Below are 24,646 nucleotides of genomic sequence, written 5' to 3'. Positions count from 1 at the left end.
TAATATCTTTATATTAAATAGTCAATACAAAAGTATAATTATTAAATTTTCGAAATATTGAAAATAAATATATTCTTTTTTATTATTTAATTTTTTTCTTTCATTAATCTCATTTAATGGTACACTAGTAATATGTATTTATGATTATAAAATATTTGATTAGGAGTGTTATAAATGTACTACGATTACCACGTTCACAGTCATTTTTCTTCCGATTGTAAGGTAGATATGAAGGATATAATTGAAATGGCCATAAAGTTAAAGCTTAAAGAAATATGCTTTACCGATCATATTGATTATGAGTATTGTGATTCTTCAATCAATTTTGATTTCGATATAGATGAATATACTCATTATATTGAAACAATGAGAAAAAAATATTGTGCTAATATTAAAATACTTAAAGGTGTAGAAATTGGCATTCAGCCTCATATAATCGAAAAATGTGATAATCTGGTAGAAGGTAATAATTTTGATTTTGTAATTGCTTCTATCCATACCTGCAATAAACAAGACTTGTACACTGGAGATTTTTATTTAAACAAAACTCCAAGAGAATCTTACCTAAAATATTTTGAAGAGCTTTTATACTGTATTAAAAATTTTAAAAACTTTAATGTTATAGGACATTTAAATATATTAGCAAGGTATAATAATGAAGTGGCAAAGGAAAAGCTTACAGATTATTTTGACGTTTTGGAGGTTCTATTTAAAGCCCTAATTGAAAGAAATAAAGGAATAGAGGTTAATACATCTAACTTAAGATATAGTGAAGAACTACTTCTTTCAAATGAAGTATTAAAATTTTATCATGATCTGGGAGGCAAAATAATAACTATAGGTTCTGACACTCATGTCCCTGACACTTTATCCTATAAATTTGATTATGTTTATGATATTCTTAAAGAAATTGGTTTTAAATATATTACTACTTTTGAAAAAATGAAACCAAAGTTTGTAAAAATATAGTACAAAAATAGGAGTCTTATAATAAAGAAAAACAAAATGGAGCTATTATCCTTTTGGATAATAGCTCCATTTATAGTAATGAAATAAATCTATATTCACCTTAATCTTAAAGTGCAAATCATGATTAAAAACTTGCGTGTTCAGTTCTTTGGATTATCTCATCCTGAAGGTTTTTATTTAAATTGTTGAAATAATCACTGTACCCTGCAACACGTACAATAAGATTGTCATATTTTTCAGGATTTTTTTGAGCCTCTCTCAATATATCTCCATTTATTATATTAAATTGAACATGGTGACCATCAAGTCTAAAATAGGCTCTTATTAAATTCTTCATATTCTCAAGGCCTTCTTCACCTTCAACAATTTTAGGAGTAAATTTTTGATTGAGCAAAGTTCCACCGGTTTTAAGATGGTCCATTTTAGAAGCCGATTTAATTACTGCAGTTGGACCTTTTTTATCGGCACCCTGTACTGGTGAAATACCTTCTGAAAGTGGCAATCCCGCTTTTCTGCCATCTGGCATAGCTCCACAAACTGCTCCAAAGTAAACATGACATGTAGTTGGAAGCATTTCTATCCTATATCTTCCTCCATTTACTGTTGGCCTATCGTTTATTTCATCATGACCAATATTAAAAATCCTAAGCATAATTTCATCGGCATAATCATCATCATTTCCATATTTAGGAGTTTTATTTTTGAATAATAGACGCTCCTTCTCATAGCCTTCAAAATCGGCCTTTAATATTTCCATTAGTTTTTCAAAACTCAAGTTCTCTTTATCGAAAACATGATATTTGATAGTTGATAAGCTATCTGTTATACTTCCTATTCCAACGGCTTGGATATAACGGGAATTGTATCTTGCACCACCAGCATTATAGTCTCTACCTTTTTTAATGCAATCATCAATAATTATAGACATAAATGTTGCAGGCATATATTTAGCATATAATCTTTCAATGACATTGTTTCCCCTAACTTTTATATCAACAAAATGATGTAGCTGCTTCCTAAAGGCTTCTATTAATTCATCAAAATTTTGGAATTTAGTTGGATCGCCAGTTTCAATCCCGATTTTTTTACCTGTTCTAGGATCAAATCCATTGTTAATTGTTATTTCTAATACCTTAACAAAATTGAAATATCCTGTTAATATATAGGCTTCTTTTCCAAAACAACCGACTTCAACACACCCACTTGTGCCACCACATCTTGCATCTTCAATTGTTTTACCCTGACGAAGCAATTCTTCAACAACAGCATCGGTATTAAAGACTGAAGGAAATCCCATTCCTTCTCTAATAACCCTGGCTGCTTCAATTATAAAACGATCCGGATTCTTTCTACTAATTTGTACATTTGTGCTTGGCTGTAAAATCCTCATATCTTCAATGATTTCTAACAAAAGATATGATACATCATTTACTCCATCGCTTCCATCGGGGGCTATACCACCAATATTTATATTGCAGAAATCTGTATATGTTGCACTTTCTTCCAAAGTTATTCCTACCTTTGGTGGAGCAGGTTGGTTATTAAATTTTACCCAAAAGCATTCTAAAAGTTCCTTTGCTTTATCTCTAGTTAAGCTTCCTTCATCAAGTTCCTTTTTGTAAAAAGGATAAAGATGTTGATCAAGTTTACCTGGGCAAAAAGAGTCCCATGTGTTCAATTCAGTTATTATGCTTAAATGTACAAACCAATACATTTGAAGGGCATCTCTAAAGGTCCTTGGAGCATGGGCTGGAACATATCTGCAAACCTCTGCTATTTCTTTTAGCTCCTTCTTTCTAATTGGATCTAATTCTGCTTTAGCCATTTCTTCTGCCTTCTGGGCATGACGCTGTGCAAATATAATTATAGCATCACATGAAATAGCCATAGCCTTTAATTGTTCCTGCTTATCATAAGCTTCAAAATCATTTATAAAATCAAGCTTTTCTATTTCTTCTTCTATTTCCTTTTTAAAATCCAAAAACCCTTTTTTATAAATCTTACCATCTTCAACAGTATGGCCTGGAGATCTCTGTTCCATAAATTCAGTAAATATTCCTGCTTCATAGCAGTCCTTCCACTCCTGGGTCATTTGATCAAACATTAAATCTCTAATTGATTTTCCCTTCCAGTAAGGAATTATTACTTCTTCTTGAATTCTTCTAGCTTCCTTATCAACTTTAAAGGATATTTTTTTACGATTATTCATAATTTCAAAATCCTCTAAGGTATGACAGCAAAGCTCTGGATAATTTGGAGTGGCTTGGGGAGACGGTCCCCTTTCTCCTACTATTAATTCCCCATCATTTATACATATTGTTTTATTTTCACATAAATACTTGAAGGTTAGTGCCCTTAATACTGGAATTGATACTTTTCCTGAATATTTCTTGTAGGCTTCTGTGACTAATAAAGCTCTTTCAAGGGATATTCTAGGTATTGCCTTTACACTTTGTTCTCTAAGCCTTTGTACTCTTTTATTCATTCCATATGTCATATAATATCACCCTCCTATTTTAACATTCAATCCATATCCTCTAAATTTCTGAGCCGTTGTTTCCATTACCTCATCATCAGGATTTTCAATATCTAAAACCTTATATTTCATGTCAAGTCTTTTATATTTATCTATGGCAATATTATGATAAGGTAATAAAAATACATCTTTTAAATTTAATGATGAAATAAATTTGCAGGTTTTTTCAATATTTATATCATCATCATTTATGCCTGGTATAATAGGAATTCGCACCCATATTTTTTTCCCTTCTTTTGCTAATTTCATTAGATTATCAAGGATCAATTTATTAGATACACCTGTATATTTTTTATGTTTTTCATCATCCATATGCTTGATATCATATAAAAATAGGTCTACTTTATCTTTAATTCTATCTATATTTTCCCATAAGCTATAGCCACATGTGTCTATAGCAGTGTGTAACCCTTTTGCCTTTGCTAGCTTAAGAAGATTGTCTAGAAAATCTATTTGAACCAAGGGTTCTCCACCTGAAAATGTAACTCCTCCACCAGATTCTTCATAAAAAATTTTATCCTTTTCTATTTCTTTTATAACATCCTCTTGACTTAGTTTTTTGCCTGCAAATTCTAAAGCTTCACTGGGACAAGCTTCACTACATTTTTCACATAACTTACATTTTGAACTATCATAATTAAACCCTTTATTTGAAAAGCTTATAGCCCCTGTAGGACAAACTTTTTCACAATCTCTGCAGACAATACATTTATTAGCTAAAAACATAAGTTGTCCTTCAATTTTTTGACTTTCTGGATTATGACACCACCAGCATTTTAATGGGCATCCCTTTAAAAATACAGTTGTCCTTATTCCTGGTCCATCATGTATTGAATATTTTTGAATATTAAAAACTACTCCTTGCTTCATGGGCATCACTCCTAACAATTAAAAACTTTTCTTTATTACATTTTAAATAGATAAAGAAATTATAAACTTGTTAATCCTTTTTCTTTATTTAAATAGAAACTGGTTTATAAACAAAGGTAAAAAGGATTCTCAGTGGCTACTACCACAAATTAAACTCTTAAAGGCGTACATCTACATATAGGGTTTACATAGTAAAACTTAATTCATAAATGTACAACTACTCAGAGCTTTTGGAAGTTTTGGACATGTATAAATTTACTTTTCAATTTATTTCACTACATTAAATCTTAAAGTTATTTCTCTTTATTATAAATATACAGCAAATTGCATGCCAATATATCCTGTTCTCTAATTTTCTATTAACATATTTACTAATTATGTATTTGTTTTACATAAAACAGTATCATGAAAACTTCTCTAAACCCCTTATAAATTCTAATTCTCTTTGCAAGACAAAGGAAAATTTATTAATATTAATAAATCCTCTAAAGGCTAAAAAATTTCAAAATATTATTTATAAAACAAATTTCATATATAAGTTTAATATAATATCTCTTTTTTGAGACGCTATATTTATTATTTTTCAAGACTGTGTCTTTTTTTTGGGACATAAATATAATTGAGGAAATTACATAATACATGTAAAAATTTTAAAATACAAGCCCTTAGCTGTAAAAACAACTAAGGGCAAAATGAGAAGGTCTTAATCTATATAATTTATTATTTTCTTCCAGCTGTATAAACTCCAACAAAGTTTCTCTTAGCAAATGAAAAACCTTCATAATTTTTTAGATAATTTCTAACAGCTGTATTCCTTTTACCTATTACTGTAGGCCCACAAGCTGCTTCTTCATATACAAGTATTTCTTCTGCTCTTTTATAAAGCTCTGCTCTTTTATCGTTGTCTATAATTTTTGCTGCTTCTTCAACTAAATTATTATATTCTTCATTCTCAAATCCAATTTTGTAGTATCCATCTGTAGAATGCCATAAATCTAGGAAGGTGCTTGGATCATCATAGTCACCGATCCAGCCTGTATCAAAAACCTGGAAATCTCCCTTGTCAAACTTATCATAACATATATTAGCTTGTAATATATCAAGCTTAACATTTACACCAAGTTTTTTCTTAAAGGATTGCTGCATGAATTCCCCAGTTTTTCTTGCTATATCAGTATTTCCAAGAGGCATATATGTAACGTCCATCTTAGCAGGATCAGGATCTTCTCCCAATTCCTTAAGTCCTTCTATCAATAAAGCCTTAGGATCTGTTATTTCATTGGATAGCTTTTTAACAAATTTAGGATTCCCATTTTTCTGCTGATAATTTTCATTACCAATCATAATATCATCTGGAATATAATTTTCCGCTGGAATTCTACTTCCACCAAAAACTACTTCATTAAACTCTTCTTTATCAAAGGCTACTGAAAAGGCTTTTCTAATCTTCGCATTTTTAAAATATCTATCATTATGATTATAAATATTCCAAGACTGCCATGCTAAAGGCTTAGCTAAGAAATTAAATTCATCATTCATACTTTTGAATTTATCTTCCCATTCACGTTTATAAACTATAGCTGCATCTATATCTCCCTTTAATAGGGCCTGCATTCTTGCATCAGCTTCTAGAACATTATTCCACTGCATCTTTTCTATATATACATGGTCTTTATCCCAATAATTTGGATTCTTTTCAAATACCATTTTATTATCATGCACCCATTCCTTAATGATAAAAGGTCCATTTGATACTATTTGTTCTGCCTCTTGTCCATAGGCATCGCCATGTTTTTCTACTATATCTTGTCTTAAAGGCGACATAACAATGAAGTATGATAGCTGCATAAAGTATGGAACTGGCTTAGCAAGCTGAAACTTTAGTGTTTTATCATCTATTGCAGTAACACCTACTTTATCAGCTGAAACTTCGCCCTTATTAAAAGCTGCACCGTTCTTTATGATTGGTGTAAATAACCAGGCATAGGGTGAAGCAGTTTTAGGATCTAAGAGCCTTTTAACAGCATATTCAAAATCCTGGGCCTTAACTGGCTTACCATCACTCCATAATGCATCTCTTAAGTAGAAAGTGAACTCTGTTCCTTCTTCATTATTCTCCCATTTCTCAGCCATGCCTGGCACTATCTTTTCAATACCATCTTCTGTCATCTCTACTCTAGTCAATCCTTCAAATAATAAAGTTTGTGCTTCCCATGCAGAAGATATGCTAGATCTTGTAGTGTCTAATGATTCCGGTTCCATTCCTATTAAATTCAAATACTGCTCTTCATCCATCACAATACCGTTTACTTCTTTCATTCCTTTAGGAATTTCTGCCTTTTTATTAGATTCCTGTGCAGGTGCTTCAGTGTTTTCATTTGTTCCACCAATATTAGCTGGTTCTTCATTTCCGCCACAACCACTTAATAATACCGTTGCCATCAGAATCATAACCAAAAATAATACAAAAATTTTTTTACCTTTCATTTTTTTCCCCCTCTAAATTATATTTTCAAAACTATAAAAAACATTTATATAAAAATAACCAAATTATTAATTATTGGACTTCATTAAATAAATGACATGCAACAAAATGATTCTTTTCTACTTCAAGAAGCTTAGGTGTTGATGTTAAGCATTCCGGCTTTACATAATTACATCTACTGGAAAATTTACAACCTGGTTTAGGATTAATGGGACTTGCAACTTCTCCCTCCAATTTAACTCTATTAATACTTCTGGCTGTTTTAGGATCAGCTATTGGAATTGCAGTCATTAAAGCACTTGTATATGGGTGTAGGGGATTTTTATAAAGCTCATTACTGGATGTCAACTCCACCATATTACCTAAATACATTACACCAACTCTATCGGATATATGTCTAACCATTGAAAGATCATGTGCTATAAATAAATATGTTAGTCCGTATTCTCTTTGAAGCTTGATAAGTAAGTTTACTATTTGGGCTTGTATAGATACATCTAATGCAGAAATAGGCTCATCACATACTATAAACTGAGGCTCCATCGCAAGTGCCCTAGCTATACCAATACGTTGTCTTTGCCCTCCAGAGAATTCATGGGGAAATCTAGATGCATGTTCCTTATTAAGTCCAACAAGGTTAAGAAGCTCGTATATTCTATCCATTCTTTTTTTCCCTGTATAAATCTTATGTATATCAATTCCCGATGCTACAATATCACCAACTGTCATTCTGGGATTAAGAGAAGCATAGGGATCTTGAAAAATAATTTGTGACTTTCTTGTAAAAGCCTTTTTTTCATCAGCCTTTAGATGATGTACATTTACCCCATCAAATATAACTTCACCGCCAGTGGCCTTATATAATCCCATAACGGTTCTTCCACAGGTGGTTTTCCCACATCCGGATTCTCCAACTAGTCCTATGGTCTCTCCTTTTTTAATATCAAAGGTTACTCCATCAACTGCCTTAAGAACTGCTTTTCTACCTACTTTAAAATATTTTTTTAAGTCCTTTACTTGAATTAAAACGTTATCAGCTTGCTTCATTTATTTCACCCCCATAACGAAGTTCTTCTGGAATCTCAACTTTTGGTGCTAGAGGATGCTGAAGCCAACAGGATACTTCTTGTGTATCACTTATATTTGTTACCTCAGGCATGATTTCTTTACAAATATCCATGCAATAATCACATCTAGCTGAAAATGGACAACCTATTGGAGGATTAACTAAATCCGGTGGAGTTCCCTTTAACGCATATAATTCCTCTTTATTCTCGGTTGAAAGCTTTGGAACGGAACGAAGTAATGCCCAGGTATAGGGATGCTTTGGATTATAAAATATTTCATCGGTTGTTCCCCTTTCAACAATCTTACCGGCATACATAACTTGTATTCTATCAGCTACATCTGCCACAACCCCAAGGTCATGGGTAACAAGCATGACAGCGGTATCCAGTTTTTCTTGCAATTCATTGATAAGATCCATTATTTGAGCTTGAATAGTTACATCAAGGGCTGTGGTAGGTTCATCAGCAATTAATATGCTAGGATTGCAGGCCAATGCTATAGCTATTATAGCCCTTTGCCTCATTCCACCAGAAAATTCGTGGGGATATTGATTAGCTCTTTTATCTGCATTAGGTATATTAACCAATTCAAGCATCTTAACTGCCTCTTTAAAGGCATCCTTCTTATTCATTCCTCTATGTATAATTAAACTTTCAGCTATTTGTTTACCTATCTTTGCAGTAGGATTCAAAGACGTCATAGGATCTTGAAATATCATAGATATCTCAGATCCTCTTAATAGTCTAAGTTCCTTTTCACACATATTTACTAAATTTTTATCTTTAAATATTATTTCCGATCCTTCCTTAATCTCTGAAGGAGGCACAGGTAGAAGCTTCATAATAGATTTAGCTGTGACAGTCTTACCACACCCTGATTCTCCAACCACAGCCAATGTCTCTCCCTTGTTAAGGTGAAAGCTTATTCCTCTAACAGCCTGGCATTCTCCTGCATATGTATGGAAGGATACTTTTAGGTCTTTTACTTCTAATATTTTTTCCATATTATATCACCCTCACAATCATTGACGTAATTTAGGATCTAAAGAATCGTTTAGACCATCTCCCATTAAATTAAAGGAAAGCATTGTTAGACTTATTAATAGACATGGAAAAAATAACTGATATGGGTAAAACATGAGATTACCCTGTGCTGTTGATGCTAATGCTCCCCAGCTTGTTTCTGGAGGCTGAATTCCTAAACCTACAAAACTTAGAAAAGCTTCTTCAAATATAAACATAGGAACAGCTAAAGTGACCCTTACTATAATAATTCCTAAAACATTGGGTATAAAGTGCTTCCATATTATTCTAAAAGGACTAGCCCCTAGAGAGTGTTCCGCCAATACAAATTCCATTTCCTTTAACTGTAATATTTGTCCTCTAACTAATCTTGCTGTTCCGCCCCATGCAGATATGGTAAGGGCAAATACCAGCTGAAACATTCCTCTCCCTAAAATTATCTGTATTAAAATTACAAAAATCAATCTTGGAATACTTCCTATTATCTCAACAAGTCTCATTAAAGCATCATCAACTACACCTCCAAAATAGCCTGCTATTCCACCAATTAATACTCCAATTGTTACCATTACTGCTGTACACACAATACCTATAATAATAGATACTCTTCCCCCCATAAAAACTCTGGCAAACATATCTCTCCCCATTTCATCTGTTCCAAACCAGTTCTCAGAATTAGGAGAAATATTCCTAGACTGGGTATCCATAGCATCGTATTCATATCCCGAAATTGTAGGTCCAAATATGCACAATAAACAAATAATCAAAAGAAGTACTGCTGCACCAATTGCCACTTTATTTGACTTAAATCTTCTCCAGACATCCTGCCAATAGGTAATACTGGGTCTGTTTATTTTTTCGGCATCCAAATCCTTACATCCAATAATTACAAATTTGTCCCTAGTCAGTTCCATGCTGCTCTTTACATTCTCGGTCATGGTCCCCCTCCTATCTATCATCCTTTGTAAGTCTTATTCTTGGGTCTGCTATACCATATAAAATATCAACTAAAATAAGAGAAAAGATGTATAATACCGAATATAATATAGTCAATCCTAATATCATAGTATAGTCATTATTTGCCACAGAAGATACAAAATAAGCGCCTAGACCTGGTACAGAAAATATCTTCTCAATAACAAATGATCCTGCGAATATAAACATAAGATGTGGTCCAAATAGTGTAATTATAGGAAGTATGGCATTTCTAAGGATATGTTTTATAATAAGATTTGTTTGAGAAACTCCTTTTGCCTTAGCAGTCAATATATAATCTTCACCAACCACTCCTAGCACACTATTTCTCATATATTTACTAAACATTGCTATACCATAAAAAGCTAAGGCTATTGTAGGAAGTATGGTATTTTCAAACTCTCCCCAACCAAAAATAGGAAAAATTGATAGCTTTACACCAAATACATACTGCAAAAGGGTGGCCACTACAAAGCTGGGCACACAAATACCTAGAATCACCACAATCATAACTGCTTGGTCTATCCAACTCCCTCTTTTAAACCCTGCAACAATACCCATTGTCAATCCAATTATCATTTCAATTATAATGGCTTGCAATCCAATCCTGGCAGAAACGGGAGCGTGCTCTTTGATAGTTTCGTTTACAGACCTCCCAACATGAATTAGAGAATCTCCTAAATCACCTTCTAAAACTAAACGTTTCATGAACATTCCATATTGAACAATCAAGGGTTTATCTAATCCATATTTTTCTTCAAAAGCTTTAACAGCTTCTTGTGGAAGATATTTTCCAGCCATTTTTGCTGTCAAAGGGCTTCCGGGAATATTATGGATTAGAAAAAAGGTTATTGTGACAATAATTAAACATGTTAATAAACCATATGCTGTTCTTCTAAGAATAAATTTAGTCATTGCTTCCCCCCTATGATATTTTTAAAATTAAATCCTTTAACTTGATCCAAATTATTTATTACTACTTGAATTTTAAATCAAACCTATTAATTACTATTTTTTTCACCTCCTTTCAGAGTATATTTTTGTATATCAATCTAAATATTTCTTATATTTTTAATTTTTAATACATTTAAACAATTATTGCAATTACTGTGCCATAATTTTATTTATTATATGAATAGTGTAATATGGTGTTTATTAGATTTATTAAGATATATTTTTAAAAAAGACAAAAGGAAAAACGTCCCAATTTAGGGACGTTTTTCAAAATTTTTTTTACATTGTCTCTTTTCTGTTACATATATTCAACTTTATACTTTATTTTTATATCATATTTTTTAACCTTATTATGCAAGGTCTGCCTGGGAACCTTCAGCATCCTTGCAGCTTCAGCACAGTTTCCATCGGATCTTTCTAAAGCCTCTATAACTAATTTTTTTTCATACTGTGATATAGCCTTTTTTAGCGGAGGAAGCTCATGATACGTTTGTTTATCATCTTCATCTATAATTTTATTTGAGTTATAATTATGATGTTTTATATGAGACGGTAAATTATCAACTTCTATTCTTTTTCCTTCAGCAAAATTCATAATACTCTCGATTGTATATTTTAATTCTCTTACATTTCCTGGCCAATTATATTTTTTTATTGCATCCATACATTCTTCTGTTAATCCTAAAACATTTTTATTCAATTTTTTATTATACAATTCAATAAAACTTTTTACTAAAATTTCTATATCATCCATCCTTTCCCTAAGTGGAGGTATGTCTAAAGCAATAACATTCAGTCTATAATATAAATCTTTTCTTAACCTTTTTTGCTGCATAACTTTTACAGGGTCTTCATTGGTAGAGGTTATTACCCTAACATCAACCTCAAGGGTTTTTTTCCCACCTACTCTTCTAATAACACCATCTTGTAATACCCTTAAAAGCTTAGCCTGAAGTTCTATATCCATAGAATTGATTTCATCTAAAAAAAGAGTCCCTCCATCAGCTAATTCAAATAAGCCAGGCTTATCCTTTGCTCCTGTAAAGCTTCCAAGTGAAGTTCCAAAAAGTATTCCTTCTAAAAGACTGTTAGGTATTGCAGCACAGTTTTGAGCAATAAAAGGTTTATTTCTTCTTTTTATACTTGCATTGTGAATGCCTTGGACTAGTAATTCTTTGCCAGTTCCAGTTTCACCATAAACTAAAATCGGTGATAAGCTATCAGCAATTTTAGTTGCTTTTTTCTTTAGTTCTTTAATTTGAATATTTTCACCAATTATATCATCAAAGGTATAATGGGTACCATTTCCCTTATATTCGTTCTTACAAGTATTCTTTTTAAATAATTCTTTTTGTAATGCTAAAACTTTTTCAGATAATTCCTTTACACAATCAAATGGCCTGTACATTTCAAGAGCACCTACAAGCCTTCCTTCTTTTAATAATGGTATAGTTGATGTTACTGTAGTCACTTGTCTTCCCTGATAATTTGAATAGGTTTGAACATAATCAATCATAGGTTCTTTGGTTTTAAGGACATGATAAAAGGAACTAGTTTCATCATCTAAATCCGGAAAAATTTCTAATATATTCTTCCCAATAGCTTCTTCTTTTGAGATTCCTGCAATACTTGTGGCCGGCTCATTATAAAAGGTTACATTTGCATCATTATCTACTACTAATATTCCTTCATCTAGATGAGTCAGTATTGCTTCTAACAAGAATTTATGATCCAAGTTTCCTCAACCTCCTTATATCATCCACGATGTAAATTTCATAATGCTACCACCGTCTATAATGTATGTTTATACTCCCATCTTCAAGTTTTTTAGAGAGAAACTTCTTAATAATTCCTTTAAAGATTTCTCTAGTACCAGGTATTACTAAAACAAATCCCAATAGGTCAGTTATAATCCCTGGGGTAAGTAATAAAGCTCCTCCAACTAAAACACATAAACCATTTAAAAGTTCATTGCCAGGCATCCTACCTTCATTTAATTCTATTCTTAGTCTAGTAAGTATTAACCTTCCTTGACTTTTAGCTAAATATGCTCCTATAATTCCCGTAAACAATACTATAGATATTGTCGTAATTATACTAGTTATCTTTGACAATTTAAGTAATAAAAGCAGTTCTATAACTGGAGTTATGGTAAAAAGTAAAATTAATCTAAATAACATGTTCTTTTCTCCTTACAATCAGTATTATTTCATATTTTATACCAGTTTGAAACTTAATACAATTAAAAAGTATTTTAATCTTTTTTCAAAAACTCTCTATTTAAGTTAAACGCTCTTTTATAACAAAAGAGCATTTAAAGATCTTTCTACTCTTTAATTTATATTTTTATCAATTATATTCCATATTTCTTCAGTTTCATATCCCCTTCTCCAGGCTGCAACTCCAGCAAGATTGTATTTTTTTACTAAGTCCGTTTTTAATTTAATAGATTCAGCATTTTCAAACCAAATTTTATTAAGTTTATTATTTTCTATATAGGCTATATAATATTGGCCAGCTCCTTCATCCCATATTTTAACAATATTCTCCTTGTCAAGTATTTTCATGGCATTTTTCATTGGTACTGCCCTTGATTCTACATACATCTTATTGGCCCTTTCTCTTGATGGCGTTTCTGTCCATATTCTAGTATAAAGTGGAACTCCTAATAAGAGCTTTTCTGACGGCACTTCTTTAATTATCCTCTCAATACTCTTTTCAACCCACCCTATGGAAGCTACAGATCCACTAACAGGACTTGAAGCCCAATGCTCATCATAGGTCATTACCGCCATATAATCTACTACTTCGCCCAATGCCTTTCTATCTAGAAATCTTGACCAAGTATCACTTCCTCCTATTACAGTTACATCTATAGATACTACTAAATTATTTTCATGAAATACTGGAGTCATTTCCCTTATAAATTGAACAAGTAATTCCTTATTTTTTAAATATACATTTTCAAAATCTATATTGATTCCATCCAGATTATTGTCTTTTATAAGATTTAATAAGTCATTAATAACCCTTTCTCTGGCCAATGAATTATTTAAAAATTTATCTGTTAGCTTTGGATCAAAGGAGTTTGAAAACAGAGCCCAAATTTTATAGCCCCTTTTCTTAGCCCAGTTAATATAATCTTTTCCTATATTATGATTTAATTTTCCATCGGCTCCAATCAGGTGTATCCATGTGGGAGATATCACATTTAAACCATCCATATCCTTTATCTTGCTTGTATCCGGATTTCTAGAATATACACTTTCCCATGTAAGTATTATTTTATTCTTTTCAGGCTTCCAAATAGGATTATTTTTTTCAGGCTTTATTCCAACGATCTCTTCTATATTGGTAATAAGTTTTTTCTTTACAAAGCCTACCTTTCCATCATGGGTCAAGATCTTTATCCAATCATCAGCTTCTCCAATTATTTGTACCTCTTCTCCTTTATTTATTCCTCTTATGACTTTGGACCAAATTTTTATATCTTTTTTTAATATTACATTGTCCCTATCTATTTTTCCTATTATTTCATCATCATATAAACTTTTAACAACTATGGTATTAGTCTCTGGAAAAAATTTATTTTCAATTTTTAAATCTTCTTTTATTTGATTTATTGGAATTAAAGGCTTTTCACCATTCATAATCATTGATTTAATATAATCTGCTTCTTTATTATTTACTTTAACTTTATCAGTATTCCCATAAAATCTTATAACCCTATCTAAGGTAGTTATTACAGCTATATTATGTCGAGGATCAAAATGAACTTTCACCCCTAAATCTTCAGAAAGTATATCAGTAGATAGGTAAATTGTTTTATCACTATCTAACATAAAATCATTGTCTTTACTATTATACTTAATAATAGAATTAGGCTTTTTTATTATTAGCTCTTTATCCTCAAAGCCACTTATCACAGGTTTAGATTCAAAATTAGTATTATATACAATAAACATAAACATAATAAAGGTTATAAACAAAAAAACAACTATAGATATATTATTTTTTTTCAAAAAATATCCCCCTTCTTACATTAGTCATTATTAATCTAAACTATCTATTTATCTTTTGCTATTAATAATTACTATCACCGCTCCAATAATATTAGGTGTTCCTAAAAGAAATAAATATGTGGCTATTTCATTTTTCTTTATTCTATCTTTATTTTCAGTCATGTTAAAATTCGCCCTTTGTTGATTAGCACTTACAAATACTCCTAGTAACGCTGCTGCTATTATAAAACATATACTTCCCAATGACCCAGATATTGTTATAATTATATTCCAATCATTCAATATTAAAGATATTATTACGACTATTATTAATATTAGACTTCCCAGTATAAAGGGTCTATTTATAAGTCTTTTATTCTTTTTCATTAAATCACTTCCTATAAATAAATTCTATACTTTCTTACTTCTATAGTAAAACAATCTTAAAACTTAATTTGTACATCATAAAAATTTAAAAGAACCTTGTAGATAGCGTTTTGACTAATTTACAAGGTCTAATAATTTAGGTCTATTTAATACTTTGGACATCATTAAGCTTTATACCCTTGGTCTTTAATCTTTACCTTTGAATTCTTAATATCGGTCCTTAGTTCATTTATTCTTTTTACGTTCTACTTGTAACTCATCATAAAGGGCTTTGTAATTATGAACTGTTTTCATTTTACTTCTTATTTCTTTAAAGTTAATTTACATTTCATTATACATTTTCGTTAACAATTCAAAGGTTTTATCTTCCATTGTATCAGCCCTCTTTTTCTTTCTCAGCAGGTTTATTAAATATATTTTATCATAGATATAAAGTGTTTGATATTAATCTATTGGATTAATTAAATCCCATTATGATTTTATATACCTATTCAAATAATTTAATTCCAAGAGCTTCATAAAACTTATAATCAACATCATGAGTCATACTCAGTCCTTTATCCTTTCTAAACTTAATTACATATGCTTTCATACCATCTCCGTATATTCCATCAACATATAATGGATAATATCCTATCCGCTTCATTCTTTTTTGAACTTCATAAACATCAGAACCTCTATATCCAGGTTTTAATATTCTAAATCCATTTCCAAAGGGGCCAAAGGTTCCACCCCATATTGTTACTGGTGTTCCTGTTTTTACTATTTTATATAATTCTTCCACATCTTTATTTCTCATTCGTATACATCCATGGGAAGAAGCCCATCCTATGGAGTTTGGTTTGTTGGTACCATGTATACCATATTTCCCCCAGGGTACATTAAGTCCCATCCATCTAGTTCCAAAACTTCGTCCCCAGCTTCCCTTGTTTATAATTTTCCAGCTTCCTATTGGAGATGGGGTGCTTGTTTTTCCACTTGCTATTGTATACTTTTTTATTGTCTTATTATCATCTAAGTTTATAAGTTCTAAAGCTTTGGAATTTATATCTATAAATATAGCTAAATTTTTATAGTCAGGATTTTCCTTCATTTTTTTCTCTTCCCAGAGGCTATATTCTCTAATTCCTTTGTTTCTAAAGACATTTGTTAAATATTGAGATAATTCTATATCTTTAAATATTATTCTTCCAACTCCTATTAAAATAACTATACACACTATGCATATAAGAATCCATATAAATGACCTTTTCAATATAAATCACCCCCTATATATTTATATGTGGAGGTGATATAGTCATATTACATTTGAATAATATCTAAAATTAATTTTAAATATAAAAAATATTTATTCAGTTATAAATGTTTTTTCATATTTATATTTTTAAAATAATCCTTATAATACTTCTCTACCTTCTCTTCCCCCCATAAACCGCTGTGGATAATTCCTTTATATATATTTCTGACATTGGTAAACTACTTTTTTTAGCCTGGTCAATAGCTAATTTAATATCATATTCGACTCTTTGAAATTGAATAGAAAAGCTTGATATTTTTTTACTGTCAAAATCACCTTCAAGTATTACATATGAAGCCAAGGTAATATGGTCACATGGATTTCCTACACTGCCTACATTAAATAATATTTTCCCACCACTTAAAGTTTCAATAAATGAACCATGAATATCTCCATACCCTACTATATCTGATTTGCATTTATGAGAATCTTTACTGTTTATTTTAGGAACTTCAAACATTTCCTTTCTCTCTTCTATAGAACTGCTTTGCCAAACTCTTTTAAACACATCATGAGGATGTGCATGAAAAAGCCTAACATACCTTCCACTTAAGTAAAATCCTACAGCTTCTGGTAAGCTTTTAAAATATTCAAGTCTTTCTTTACCAATTTGTTTCCTATGCCATTCAATAATACCATGATTATTATTATATGCTAGATATTTATCCCAATTTCCTAATACAATAATATCACATTCTCTTTTACAAATATCTATAGCTTCTGCTGAATTTGGTCCCTTTCCAACTATATCCCCTAAACAAACAATTTTATTTGCTGAGCGCATCCTTATATCCTTTAAAACAGCTTCTATCGCTGGTAAATTTCCATGAATATCTGAAATTATAGCTATCTTTTCCATCAGAGTTCCACTCCCTTAGTTTTTTATGTTCATTAAATATACTCATGTGCAAATAATTGCCTAATAAAATTATACATCTTTAGAATTAATTAATGAATTAAATATAGTTAAAAAATATTAAATATAATCTAAACTGAAGAATTATTCTTATAAGATAAATAAAATATAGAATTTTTTCAAAGTAAAAGCATTCCTGTAATAATAATATTTATTTAATTTATAGAGGTATACATGGAGAAATATTGTTATTATTAGCAATAATTAATCTCTAAGGATAATAGATTACCCCTATCACATTGCAAGACTTTAATTCATATTATACTAATACATAAATTTTAAAGGGAGATGAAAATATGTATTATTATCAACCTTATTTTCGAAATCAGCTACAAAATAACAATATATATATAATTGACTTTAAACGTGGAGATGTAAATGGCGATAGGATTGAGGACAATATATATTTAGTTGGGGAAAAACCATATGGAATAGAAAGTCCCTTCGTTGATAATATAACTTTAATAATTCAGGATGGTAGAACAAATACTTTTACTAGAATTGCCCTAAAAGAAAATACTGGATATAATCCTACAATCTTTTTAGGGGATTTTACTGGAGATAAAGTAAATGATATTCTAATTAGCATTGATTCAGGAGGAAGCGGTGGATATGCTTTTTATTATATTTATTCCTTTGTAGATAATATCCCCCAAAAAATCTTTGACTTCGAAATATTTAATGAAAAGTACCAGTACAATGTTGTATATAAAAATTGTTATAAGGTTGAAGTAGCCAGTACAGATGGAGAAGAAAAATATATAATAGACATTGAATATAAGGGAGAAGAATATCTATCAGAAATATATGATGAAAATGGAAAACTTAAAGAACCTATTGAAGGATGGGTAAATCCCCTTGGAGGATTATATCCCATAGATTTTCAAAGGGACGGGGTTTATGACTTATACACATTAAGAAGAATAGCTGGTAGATATAACGCAGATGGATTGGGATATGTTCAGACATCATTAGAATGGGATGGTAAAAACTTTGTTCCTTTCTTTCAAACTGTAGGAATACTCGGATAAGAAGGCCACCTTATTTAAAGCTGGTCTTCTTATTGTATCTAAGTAAGAATTTTTTATAACAACTATTATTATATTTCTTATTTCTTAATTTTTCTATATTGATGACCCCAGCATTCAGTAACAATTTTTCTTACCTCAAATAGAGATGTATGAAATATTAGACAAGAGAACAATTACTTGGTATAAAACATTTCCAAATGTGGAATACCATCTTCTAGATATAGATCAGAAACTTTTTCAAATCCTAAGCTTTTATAAAAATCCATTAAATATTCTTGTGCTGAGATTCTTATAGATTGTTCTTTTAATTCATTTTCTATAAATTCAATGGCTTTTAACATCATCTGTTTTGCTAAACCCTTTTGACGATAATCCCTAGACACCAAGACTCTTCCTATTGATATTTCATCATAGGAAGCACCTTTTTCCAGGATTCTCAAATAGGCAATTATTTTACCATTTTCCTCTGCAAATAGATGATATGCATTTTTATCTTTATCATCACATTCTTGATAAAAGCATCGTTGCTCTATAACAAATACTTCATTTCTAGTTTTAAGAATTTCATATATTTCATCCTTATTTAATTCTTGAAACTTCTTTATTTTCCAATTCAATATATAGGGCCTCCTTTTAAAAATAATAAATGTAATTCACCTCATACAAATAATATAAATTTCTTATTAAACAACTGCCACATCTTTACCATATAAAAAGCCTATACCTTCCTAATTCAGTTATATAGCTGACAAGTTTTGATATAGACTTATTTTACCCTAATATTTAAATTATACAATTATATCAGTTATTATAATATAAGCGCTCTGAAGAATATTCAGGATCACAAGTAACATCTATACCAAGTTTTCTATATGTCTGCTCATCGCTATTGCTTAAAATTGTAGTAGAATGAGCTTGACATCCTTTAAGCATAGATAATTTCTCCATAGCCACTTGAGCCATATGATTGGTTGTTACACTAATGCTTAGGGCAATCAAGATTTCTTCACAAGATAAAGCAGTAATCTTATTACCTAAAGTTTTTGATTTAAGATTTATTATTGGCTCAAGAATCACTGGTGAAATTAAATGAATCTCCTTTGAAATATTAGCTAAATGCTTAATAGCATTTAAAATTACTGCTGCCGCCGCATCCATTGTTTTTGAGCTTTTACCAGTTAATATTGCTCCATCATGAAGCTCTATGGCTACTACAGGATGTTGTTCATTTTTCCCTAATTGTTCCTTAAGTTTAGCTCCTCTCTCTCTAGCTGGTACAACTACCTTTCTATCTTCTACCTTAAGATTAAGTTCTTCCATAATAAGCCTTGCTCTATTAAATATCTCTAGATCAACATATCCCTTTTTATATTCGCAGCCAGTTTTAAAGTATCTTCTAATAATTTCTTGTTTAGATGCTTCTTTAACTACTTCATCATCAATTATACCAAATCCAACACGATTAACTCCCATGTCTGTAGGTGACTTATAAACAGATTCTTCACCTGTTATCTTCTCAATAATCCTTTTAAGTACAGGAAATGTTTCAATATCACGATTATAATTTACTGCTATTTCATTGTAAGCATCGAAATGGAAAGAGTCAATCATATTAACATCCTTTAAATCAACTGTTGCCGACTCATAAGCAATATTCAAAGGATGTTTTAGGGGAACATTCCAAACAGGGAAAGTTTCAAACTTAGAATACCCTGCCTCTTTTCCAAGCTTATGTTCATGATATAACTGACTCAAGCAAGTGGCAAGCTTACCACTTCCAGGTCCAGGAGCAGTTACAACTACAATAGGCTTTGTTGTTTTTATATAAGGATTTTTCCCATATCCCTCATCACTAACTATAGTATCTACATCTGTAGGATATCCCTTTGTTGCACAATGGGTATATACTTTTATTCCCCTTCTTTCTAATTTATTCATAAAAACTTTGGCTGCAGGTTGATTATCAAATCTTGTAATTACAACACTATTAACATCTAATTCATAGGCCCTAAGATCATCAATTGTTCTTAGAACTTCCATATCATAGGTTATACCAAAATCACCACGAATTTTATTTCTTTCAATATCGCCAGCATAAACACAGATAATAACCTCAATCTTCTCCTTTAACTTATGGAGTAACTTAATCTTGGCATTTTCATCAAATCCTGGAAGCACTCTTTTGGCATGCAAATCAAATAGAAGCTTGCCTCCAAACTCTAAATAGAGCTTATCATAATTATTTACCCTTTCAAGTATGTATTTTGATTGTTCTTCCAAATATTTTTTTGCATCAAATCCTGTTTTCATAATAACCCTCACTATTCTTTATATTCTCTGACTATTTTACCACCAAATCAACTTAATTGTAATGGTCACTTTAAATATTTTTTATTTTAAAATGAAAAAAGAAGAGTTATTCAATTTATAACTCCTCTTTCGATGTAGATAATCATTAACTATTCAATAAAAAATTATGTGATCCCATATTTTTTCATTTTTCTATAAAGAGTAGCACGACCTATTCCCATAGCCTTCGCCACCTGTTCTTTACTTTTATATTCAGTAAGCATTTTTTGTATCAGATCTTTCTCTATTTTATCAACTACTTTTACTTCTTTCCCATTGTCACCAGCAAAATTAAAATTCTTCACATCATCAATTGTCACTACATTTTTTTTAGTTTTGGCTATAATCATATCTATGGTCTTTTCAATTTCATAGACATTATTCGGCCAAGTATATTCATATAACATATCTAAAACATTTTGCTCAAATTTAAGCTGAGATTTTTCATACTTTACCTTCAGCTTCTTAATTACATTATCTATAATAATTTTTATATCACCTTTTCGATTTATTAAAGAAGGAATAGTTATAATATTTTTTGAAATACGGAAATATAATTCTTCATCAAATAGCCCTTGCCCTACTAGAGGAGATAAAGCTTCGCACGTGGCAAAAATCATTCTCACATCAATATTAAATCCTCTATATGTCCTTTGTCTTAATTCCTTAGTCTTCATTACCTTAACTAAACGTTTTTGTAGATATAGAGGCATTTTTGATATATTATTGAAAAACATTGTGCCCTTATGGGCCATTCTAATCTTTCCAATTCCAGGATTCATATGAATCTCATCTCTATCATGGCCAAAAATCTCTGACTCAAGCATATCATATGATATGCTGTCACAATCAACTTCAACAAAATAATTCTTTTCTCTATCGGAAAAATTGTGTATAGCTCTTGCAAATATATGTTTTTTAAATCCTGGTGCACTGTAAATTAAAATATTTTCATCAGTAACCGCCAACTGTTTTGCCTTATTAATTTCCTCTTTGAGTTTTGGGTCTTCACCTTGAATATCACTAAACGATACATATGTCCTATTATCAGACATTTCACTAAATGCCTTATATGCCTTTCCAAGACTTTTAAAGCTTAATAAAGCACCATAATGGTTCCCATTTAGCATAATATTTCGACATGATACAAACCCATAAAAGCTATGATTTATATGTTCATAATAAAATATTTTATATAAGATATCTTCGCCAAACATTAATATTTCATGTATTAAGGGATGGTCAATCAATTCTTCTATTTTCTCCCCTTCAACATCTTTTTCGAATTTAAAAAAACTTTGAAACTGATGGTTATAATGAACTATCTTTCCCATATTATTAATAAACACTAATCCATCTTCAATTACATCAATAATAGTTTCTCGTTCTTTTTTTATAACATTGAGTTTATTGTAATCATCGATATTTTTAAGCTTAGAACTCAACAAATCAGACATGCCTTCTAAAAAATCAATTGAATTTTCAAGATTTTCAAAAACAGGATTGGTTTTATTAAGAGGAACTAAAAGTGCTATTGCTCCTATTATATTTTTTTCAAAATAAATCGGTACGCCCACTAATCCTGATATAATACACTCACTTATATCAGGACAATTTTTACAATGCTTATAAGTGGCTTTATCTTTTACCGCCACTACCTTGCCAGTATGCAGTACTTCTCCTAACATTGAGTATCTAGTAATAGGTGTAGGATCCTCTATATATTTAAATGTATTTGCAATCCTATTATAGTTATCATCTATAATCATAACATCTATATCGAGGATTTTTGAAATTGTTTCTGCAAATTTTAAAGTAGTCTCTTTAATTTCTCCTAGATGCATCATTCATCACCTTTTTTAAAAGGAGGTCATTTACATACCTCCTTTTGAAATTTTAATTATAGATAAAAGACATTAAAATTTGTGATATTTTACAATTATTTATCTAAAGATACGCAACTCTAGATCTTATAGATTTTAAATGTTAATGTCATTTGCTTATAATAAATAATCAACTAATACTTCAATTTGATAGCACATGGTAACAGCACCGGGATCAAGATGTCCAACACCTTTATTGGCTTGATAAAAGGCACGTCCACGTATAGCTTCCATATCCTTGGTGCTATTCATACCATCAATAGCACCTTGCTTTAACTCTCTCAAAGCAGTGCTTTCATCTAAATCCTTTTCAAGAGCTAATTTAAAACGATTGACGGCTGGATAAAGTGAATCAATCATTGTTTTAAATCCTGGTTTTGCATTTCCACGCTTCATGATAGCATTCAATTCTTCTTCCAAAACATCACATAGCAGCTTTATATCTAAATATTCTCTATCTCCAATTATTTTTGAAGCATTTATATATGCACTCCCATACAATACGCCTGAAGATCCTCCTACAGTAGACATAATAAGCATCCCTATTTTCTTAAACATATCACTTAATTTCATGGCGGAAAGTTCTTCTTTACTTTCCACTAGTTTTTGAAAACCCATGTTCATATTTGCCCAATGATCACCATCACCAGTTATAGAATCAAGCTCAGTTACGTAGTCTTTATTTTCTTCAATTTTTTTAGTAACTAGCTCAATATACTCAATATAATCCTTTGAAGTCATTCTTATTTCCATTATATCACCAAACCTTCAATGCTGGTGTATTACATGGCACATCCAGCAATTTTTTTAGTTCATCATCAAGTTTTAATAACGTTACAGAACAACCTGCCATTTCAAGGGAAGTCATATAATTACCTACAAAGCTTTTATAAACACTAATATTTTTTTCTGATAGAACTTTTTGAACTTCATTATTTAAAATGAATAATTCCATCAATGGAGTGGCCCCTAAACCATTAATCATCAAGGCAACTTCACTGTTAGCAAAATCAAAGTCTTCAAGAATTTTACCACATAAAATATTTGCAAGTTCTTCTGCAGTCTTTATATTAGTTCTTTCAACTCCTGGTTCACCATGTATACCCATACCAATTTCAATTTCATTTTCATCTAATGCAAATCCAGGCTTCCCAACCCCCGGCAGTACACAAGGTGCCATAGCCATACCCATACTTCTAACATTAGCAATAGTCTTTTCAGCAACTCGCTTAACTTCATCTAACTCTGCATCTTCTACAGCTTTGGCTCCAGCTATCTTGTGTACAAAAACCGTACCTGCTATGCCTCGGCGACCAGTTGAATGTGTGCTATCCTCTACAGCAACATCGTCCTTAACCACAACTGACTCTACTCTAATATCTTCCATTTCAGCCAATTCTTTTGCCATATCAAAATTCATAATATCACCAGAATAGTTTTTGATTATCAAAAGTACTCCCTTACCGGTATTAGCTTCTTGAATTCCCTTCAATACCCTATCTGGTGAAGGTGAAGCAAATACATTTCCAGCAACAGCCGCATCTAACATTCCTTTCCCAACATATCCAGCATGGGCTGGTTCGTGTCCACTACCTCCACCAGAAACAAGTCCCACTTTATTTTCTTTTTCCTTTTTTGCAACAACCTCAGCACCATCAAAATATACAAGCTGAGGATTAGCTTTTACAAATCCCTGAAGCATTTCAGTCACTACATTATTAGGTTCATTTATTATTTTTTTCATAATTCACCACCTACAAAGTATTTTTTTGTAATAACCAATTCACATAAATGAGCTCCTTCATCTTTTAAGTAGCCAAGTTTTTTACCTTTATCAACACCAAATTCTGTAATAGCTTTTTCAGCTATATTATTAAATTCCTTGGGATTATATTTTCAAAGT

General features: G+C 30.9%; 20 protein-coding genes. 2 read left to right on the top strand and 18 right to left on the bottom strand.

Annotated elements, in window-relative coordinates:
• The first annotated feature begins 174 nt into the window (after nucleotides 1–174).
• Nucleotides 175–969 carry a histidinol-phosphatase HisJ family protein gene (locus B5X81_RS20740; protein WP_079494504.1) on the top strand — a complete coding sequence of 265 codons (795 nt, stop codon included), beginning with the start codon at nucleotides 175–177 and terminating at the stop codon, nucleotides 967–969.
• Between the two features lie 124 nt (nucleotides 970–1,093).
• Here B5X81_RS20740 and hypD read toward each other — a convergent pair whose 3' ends face one another.
• The 13 genes from hypD to B5X81_RS20675 form a co-directional block, all read right to left on the bottom strand.
• On the bottom strand, nucleotides 1,094–3,466 hold the full coding sequence (gene hypD / locus B5X81_RS20735; protein ID WP_244282190.1) for a trans-4-hydroxy-L-proline dehydratase: 2,373 nt from the start codon (nucleotides 3,464–3,466) through the stop codon (nucleotides 1,094–1,096).
• A 6-nt stretch (nucleotides 3,467–3,472) separates the two neighbouring features.
• Nucleotides 3,473–4,375, bottom strand: a complete 903-nt coding sequence (locus B5X81_RS20730; protein WP_079494502.1) for a trans-4-hydroxy-L-proline dehydratase activase — start codon at nucleotides 4,373–4,375, stop codon at nucleotides 3,473–3,475.
• A 720-nt stretch (nucleotides 4,376–5,095) separates the two neighbouring features.
• Nucleotides 5,096–6,862, bottom strand: a complete 1,767-nt coding sequence (locus B5X81_RS20725; protein WP_079494500.1) for a peptide ABC transporter substrate-binding protein — start codon at nucleotides 6,860–6,862, stop codon at nucleotides 5,096–5,098.
• A 70-nt stretch (nucleotides 6,863–6,932) separates the two neighbouring features.
• A complete protein-coding gene (locus tag B5X81_RS20720; protein ID WP_079494498.1) occupies nucleotides 6,933–7,907 on the bottom strand; it encodes an ABC transporter ATP-binding protein in 975 nt (324 codons plus the stop codon).
• On the bottom strand, nucleotides 7,894–8,931 hold the full coding sequence (locus tag B5X81_RS20715; protein ID WP_079494496.1) for an ABC transporter ATP-binding protein: 1,038 nt from the start codon (nucleotides 8,929–8,931) through the stop codon (nucleotides 7,894–7,896). The genes B5X81_RS20720 and B5X81_RS20715 overlap by 14 nt, the downstream gene beginning before the upstream one ends.
• A gap of 18 nt (nucleotides 8,932–8,949) precedes the next feature.
• The gene (locus B5X81_RS20710) at nucleotides 8,950–9,888 is read right to left on the bottom strand and encodes an ABC transporter permease (RefSeq protein ID WP_244282188.1); all 939 of its coding nucleotides are present in this window, start codon (nucleotides 9,886–9,888) and stop codon (nucleotides 8,950–8,952) included.
• 10 nt (nucleotides 9,889–9,898) lie between these two features.
• Nucleotides 9,899–10,840: an ABC transporter permease gene (locus B5X81_RS20705; RefSeq protein WP_079494494.1), complete on the bottom strand. Its 942-nt coding sequence runs from the start codon at nucleotides 10,838–10,840 to the stop codon at nucleotides 9,899–9,901.
• A gap of 337 nt (nucleotides 10,841–11,177) precedes the next feature.
• Nucleotides 11,178–12,614, bottom strand: coding sequence for a sigma-54 interaction domain-containing protein (locus tag B5X81_RS20700; RefSeq protein ID WP_079494492.1), 1,437 nt, complete (start codon nucleotides 12,612–12,614; stop codon nucleotides 11,178–11,180).
• A 46-nt stretch (nucleotides 12,615–12,660) separates the two neighbouring features.
• Nucleotides 12,661–13,059 carry an FxsA family protein gene (locus B5X81_RS20695; protein WP_079494490.1) on the bottom strand — a complete coding sequence of 133 codons (399 nt, stop codon included), beginning with the start codon at nucleotides 13,057–13,059 and terminating at the stop codon, nucleotides 12,661–12,663.
• A 153-nt stretch (nucleotides 13,060–13,212) separates the two neighbouring features.
• Entirely contained in the window at nucleotides 13,213–14,901 is a 1,689-nt protein-coding gene (locus B5X81_RS20690; RefSeq protein WP_079494488.1) for a glycosyl hydrolase family 18 protein, read from the bottom strand.
• A gap of 48 nt (nucleotides 14,902–14,949) precedes the next feature.
• Nucleotides 14,950–15,267 (bottom strand): DUF5316 domain-containing protein, encoded by a 318-nt coding sequence (locus B5X81_RS20685; RefSeq protein ID WP_079494486.1) that lies wholly within the window; start codon nucleotides 15,265–15,267, stop codon nucleotides 14,950–14,952.
• Between the two features lie 487 nt (nucleotides 15,268–15,754).
• Nucleotides 15,755–16,522 carry a L,D-transpeptidase family protein gene (locus B5X81_RS20680; protein ID WP_280175291.1) on the bottom strand — a complete coding sequence of 256 codons (768 nt, stop codon included), beginning with the start codon at nucleotides 16,520–16,522 and terminating at the stop codon, nucleotides 15,755–15,757.
• 154 nt (nucleotides 16,523–16,676) lie between these two features.
• On the bottom strand, nucleotides 16,677–17,423 hold the full coding sequence (locus B5X81_RS20675; protein ID WP_079494485.1) for a metallophosphoesterase family protein: 747 nt from the start codon (nucleotides 17,421–17,423) through the stop codon (nucleotides 16,677–16,679).
• Nucleotides 17,424–17,776: 353 nt separating this feature from the next.
• On the opposite strand from B5X81_RS20675, the gene B5X81_RS20670 reads away from it, so the two are divergent.
• On the top strand, nucleotides 17,777–18,511 hold the full coding sequence (locus B5X81_RS20670; RefSeq protein WP_079494483.1) for a spore coat protein: 735 nt from the start codon (nucleotides 17,777–17,779) through the stop codon (nucleotides 18,509–18,511).
• A gap of 173 nt (nucleotides 18,512–18,684) precedes the next feature.
• Here the strand turns inward: B5X81_RS20670 and B5X81_RS20665 are convergent, their stop codons facing one another.
• The 5 genes from B5X81_RS20665 to dhaK form a co-directional block, all read right to left on the bottom strand.
• The gene (locus B5X81_RS20665) at nucleotides 18,685–19,128 is read right to left on the bottom strand and encodes a GNAT family N-acetyltransferase (RefSeq protein ID WP_079494481.1); all 444 of its coding nucleotides are present in this window, start codon (nucleotides 19,126–19,128) and stop codon (nucleotides 18,685–18,687) included.
• 184 nt (nucleotides 19,129–19,312) lie between these two features.
• Nucleotides 19,313–20,821: a DUF1846 domain-containing protein gene (locus B5X81_RS20660; RefSeq protein WP_079494479.1), complete on the bottom strand. Its 1,509-nt coding sequence runs from the start codon at nucleotides 20,819–20,821 to the stop codon at nucleotides 19,313–19,315.
• 164 nt (nucleotides 20,822–20,985) lie between these two features.
• Complete coding sequence (locus B5X81_RS20655) at nucleotides 20,986–22,707, bottom strand: sigma 54-interacting transcriptional regulator (protein ID WP_079494477.1); 1,722 nt, start codon at nucleotides 22,705–22,707, stop codon at nucleotides 20,986–20,988.
• Between the two features lie 153 nt (nucleotides 22,708–22,860).
• Nucleotides 22,861–23,496 (bottom strand): dihydroxyacetone kinase subunit DhaL, encoded by a 636-nt coding sequence (gene dhaL / locus B5X81_RS20650; RefSeq protein WP_079494475.1) that lies wholly within the window; start codon nucleotides 23,494–23,496, stop codon nucleotides 22,861–22,863.
• A gap of 4 nt (nucleotides 23,497–23,500) precedes the next feature.
• The gene (dhaK, locus tag B5X81_RS20645) at nucleotides 23,501–24,487 is read right to left on the bottom strand and encodes a dihydroxyacetone kinase subunit DhaK (RefSeq protein WP_079494473.1); all 987 of its coding nucleotides are present in this window, start codon (nucleotides 24,485–24,487) and stop codon (nucleotides 23,501–23,503) included.
• Nucleotides 24,488–24,646: the final 159 nt, after the last annotated feature.

Origin of the sequence: Maledivibacter halophilus, assembly GCF_900167445.1 — a bacterium.
In the GTDB taxonomy this organism is placed as follows: Bacteria; Bacillota; Clostridia; order Peptostreptococcales; family Caminicellaceae; genus Maledivibacter; species Maledivibacter halophilus.
Note: the sequence above shows the minus strand (reverse complement) of the source record. Positions and strands in the feature narration are given on the sequence as shown.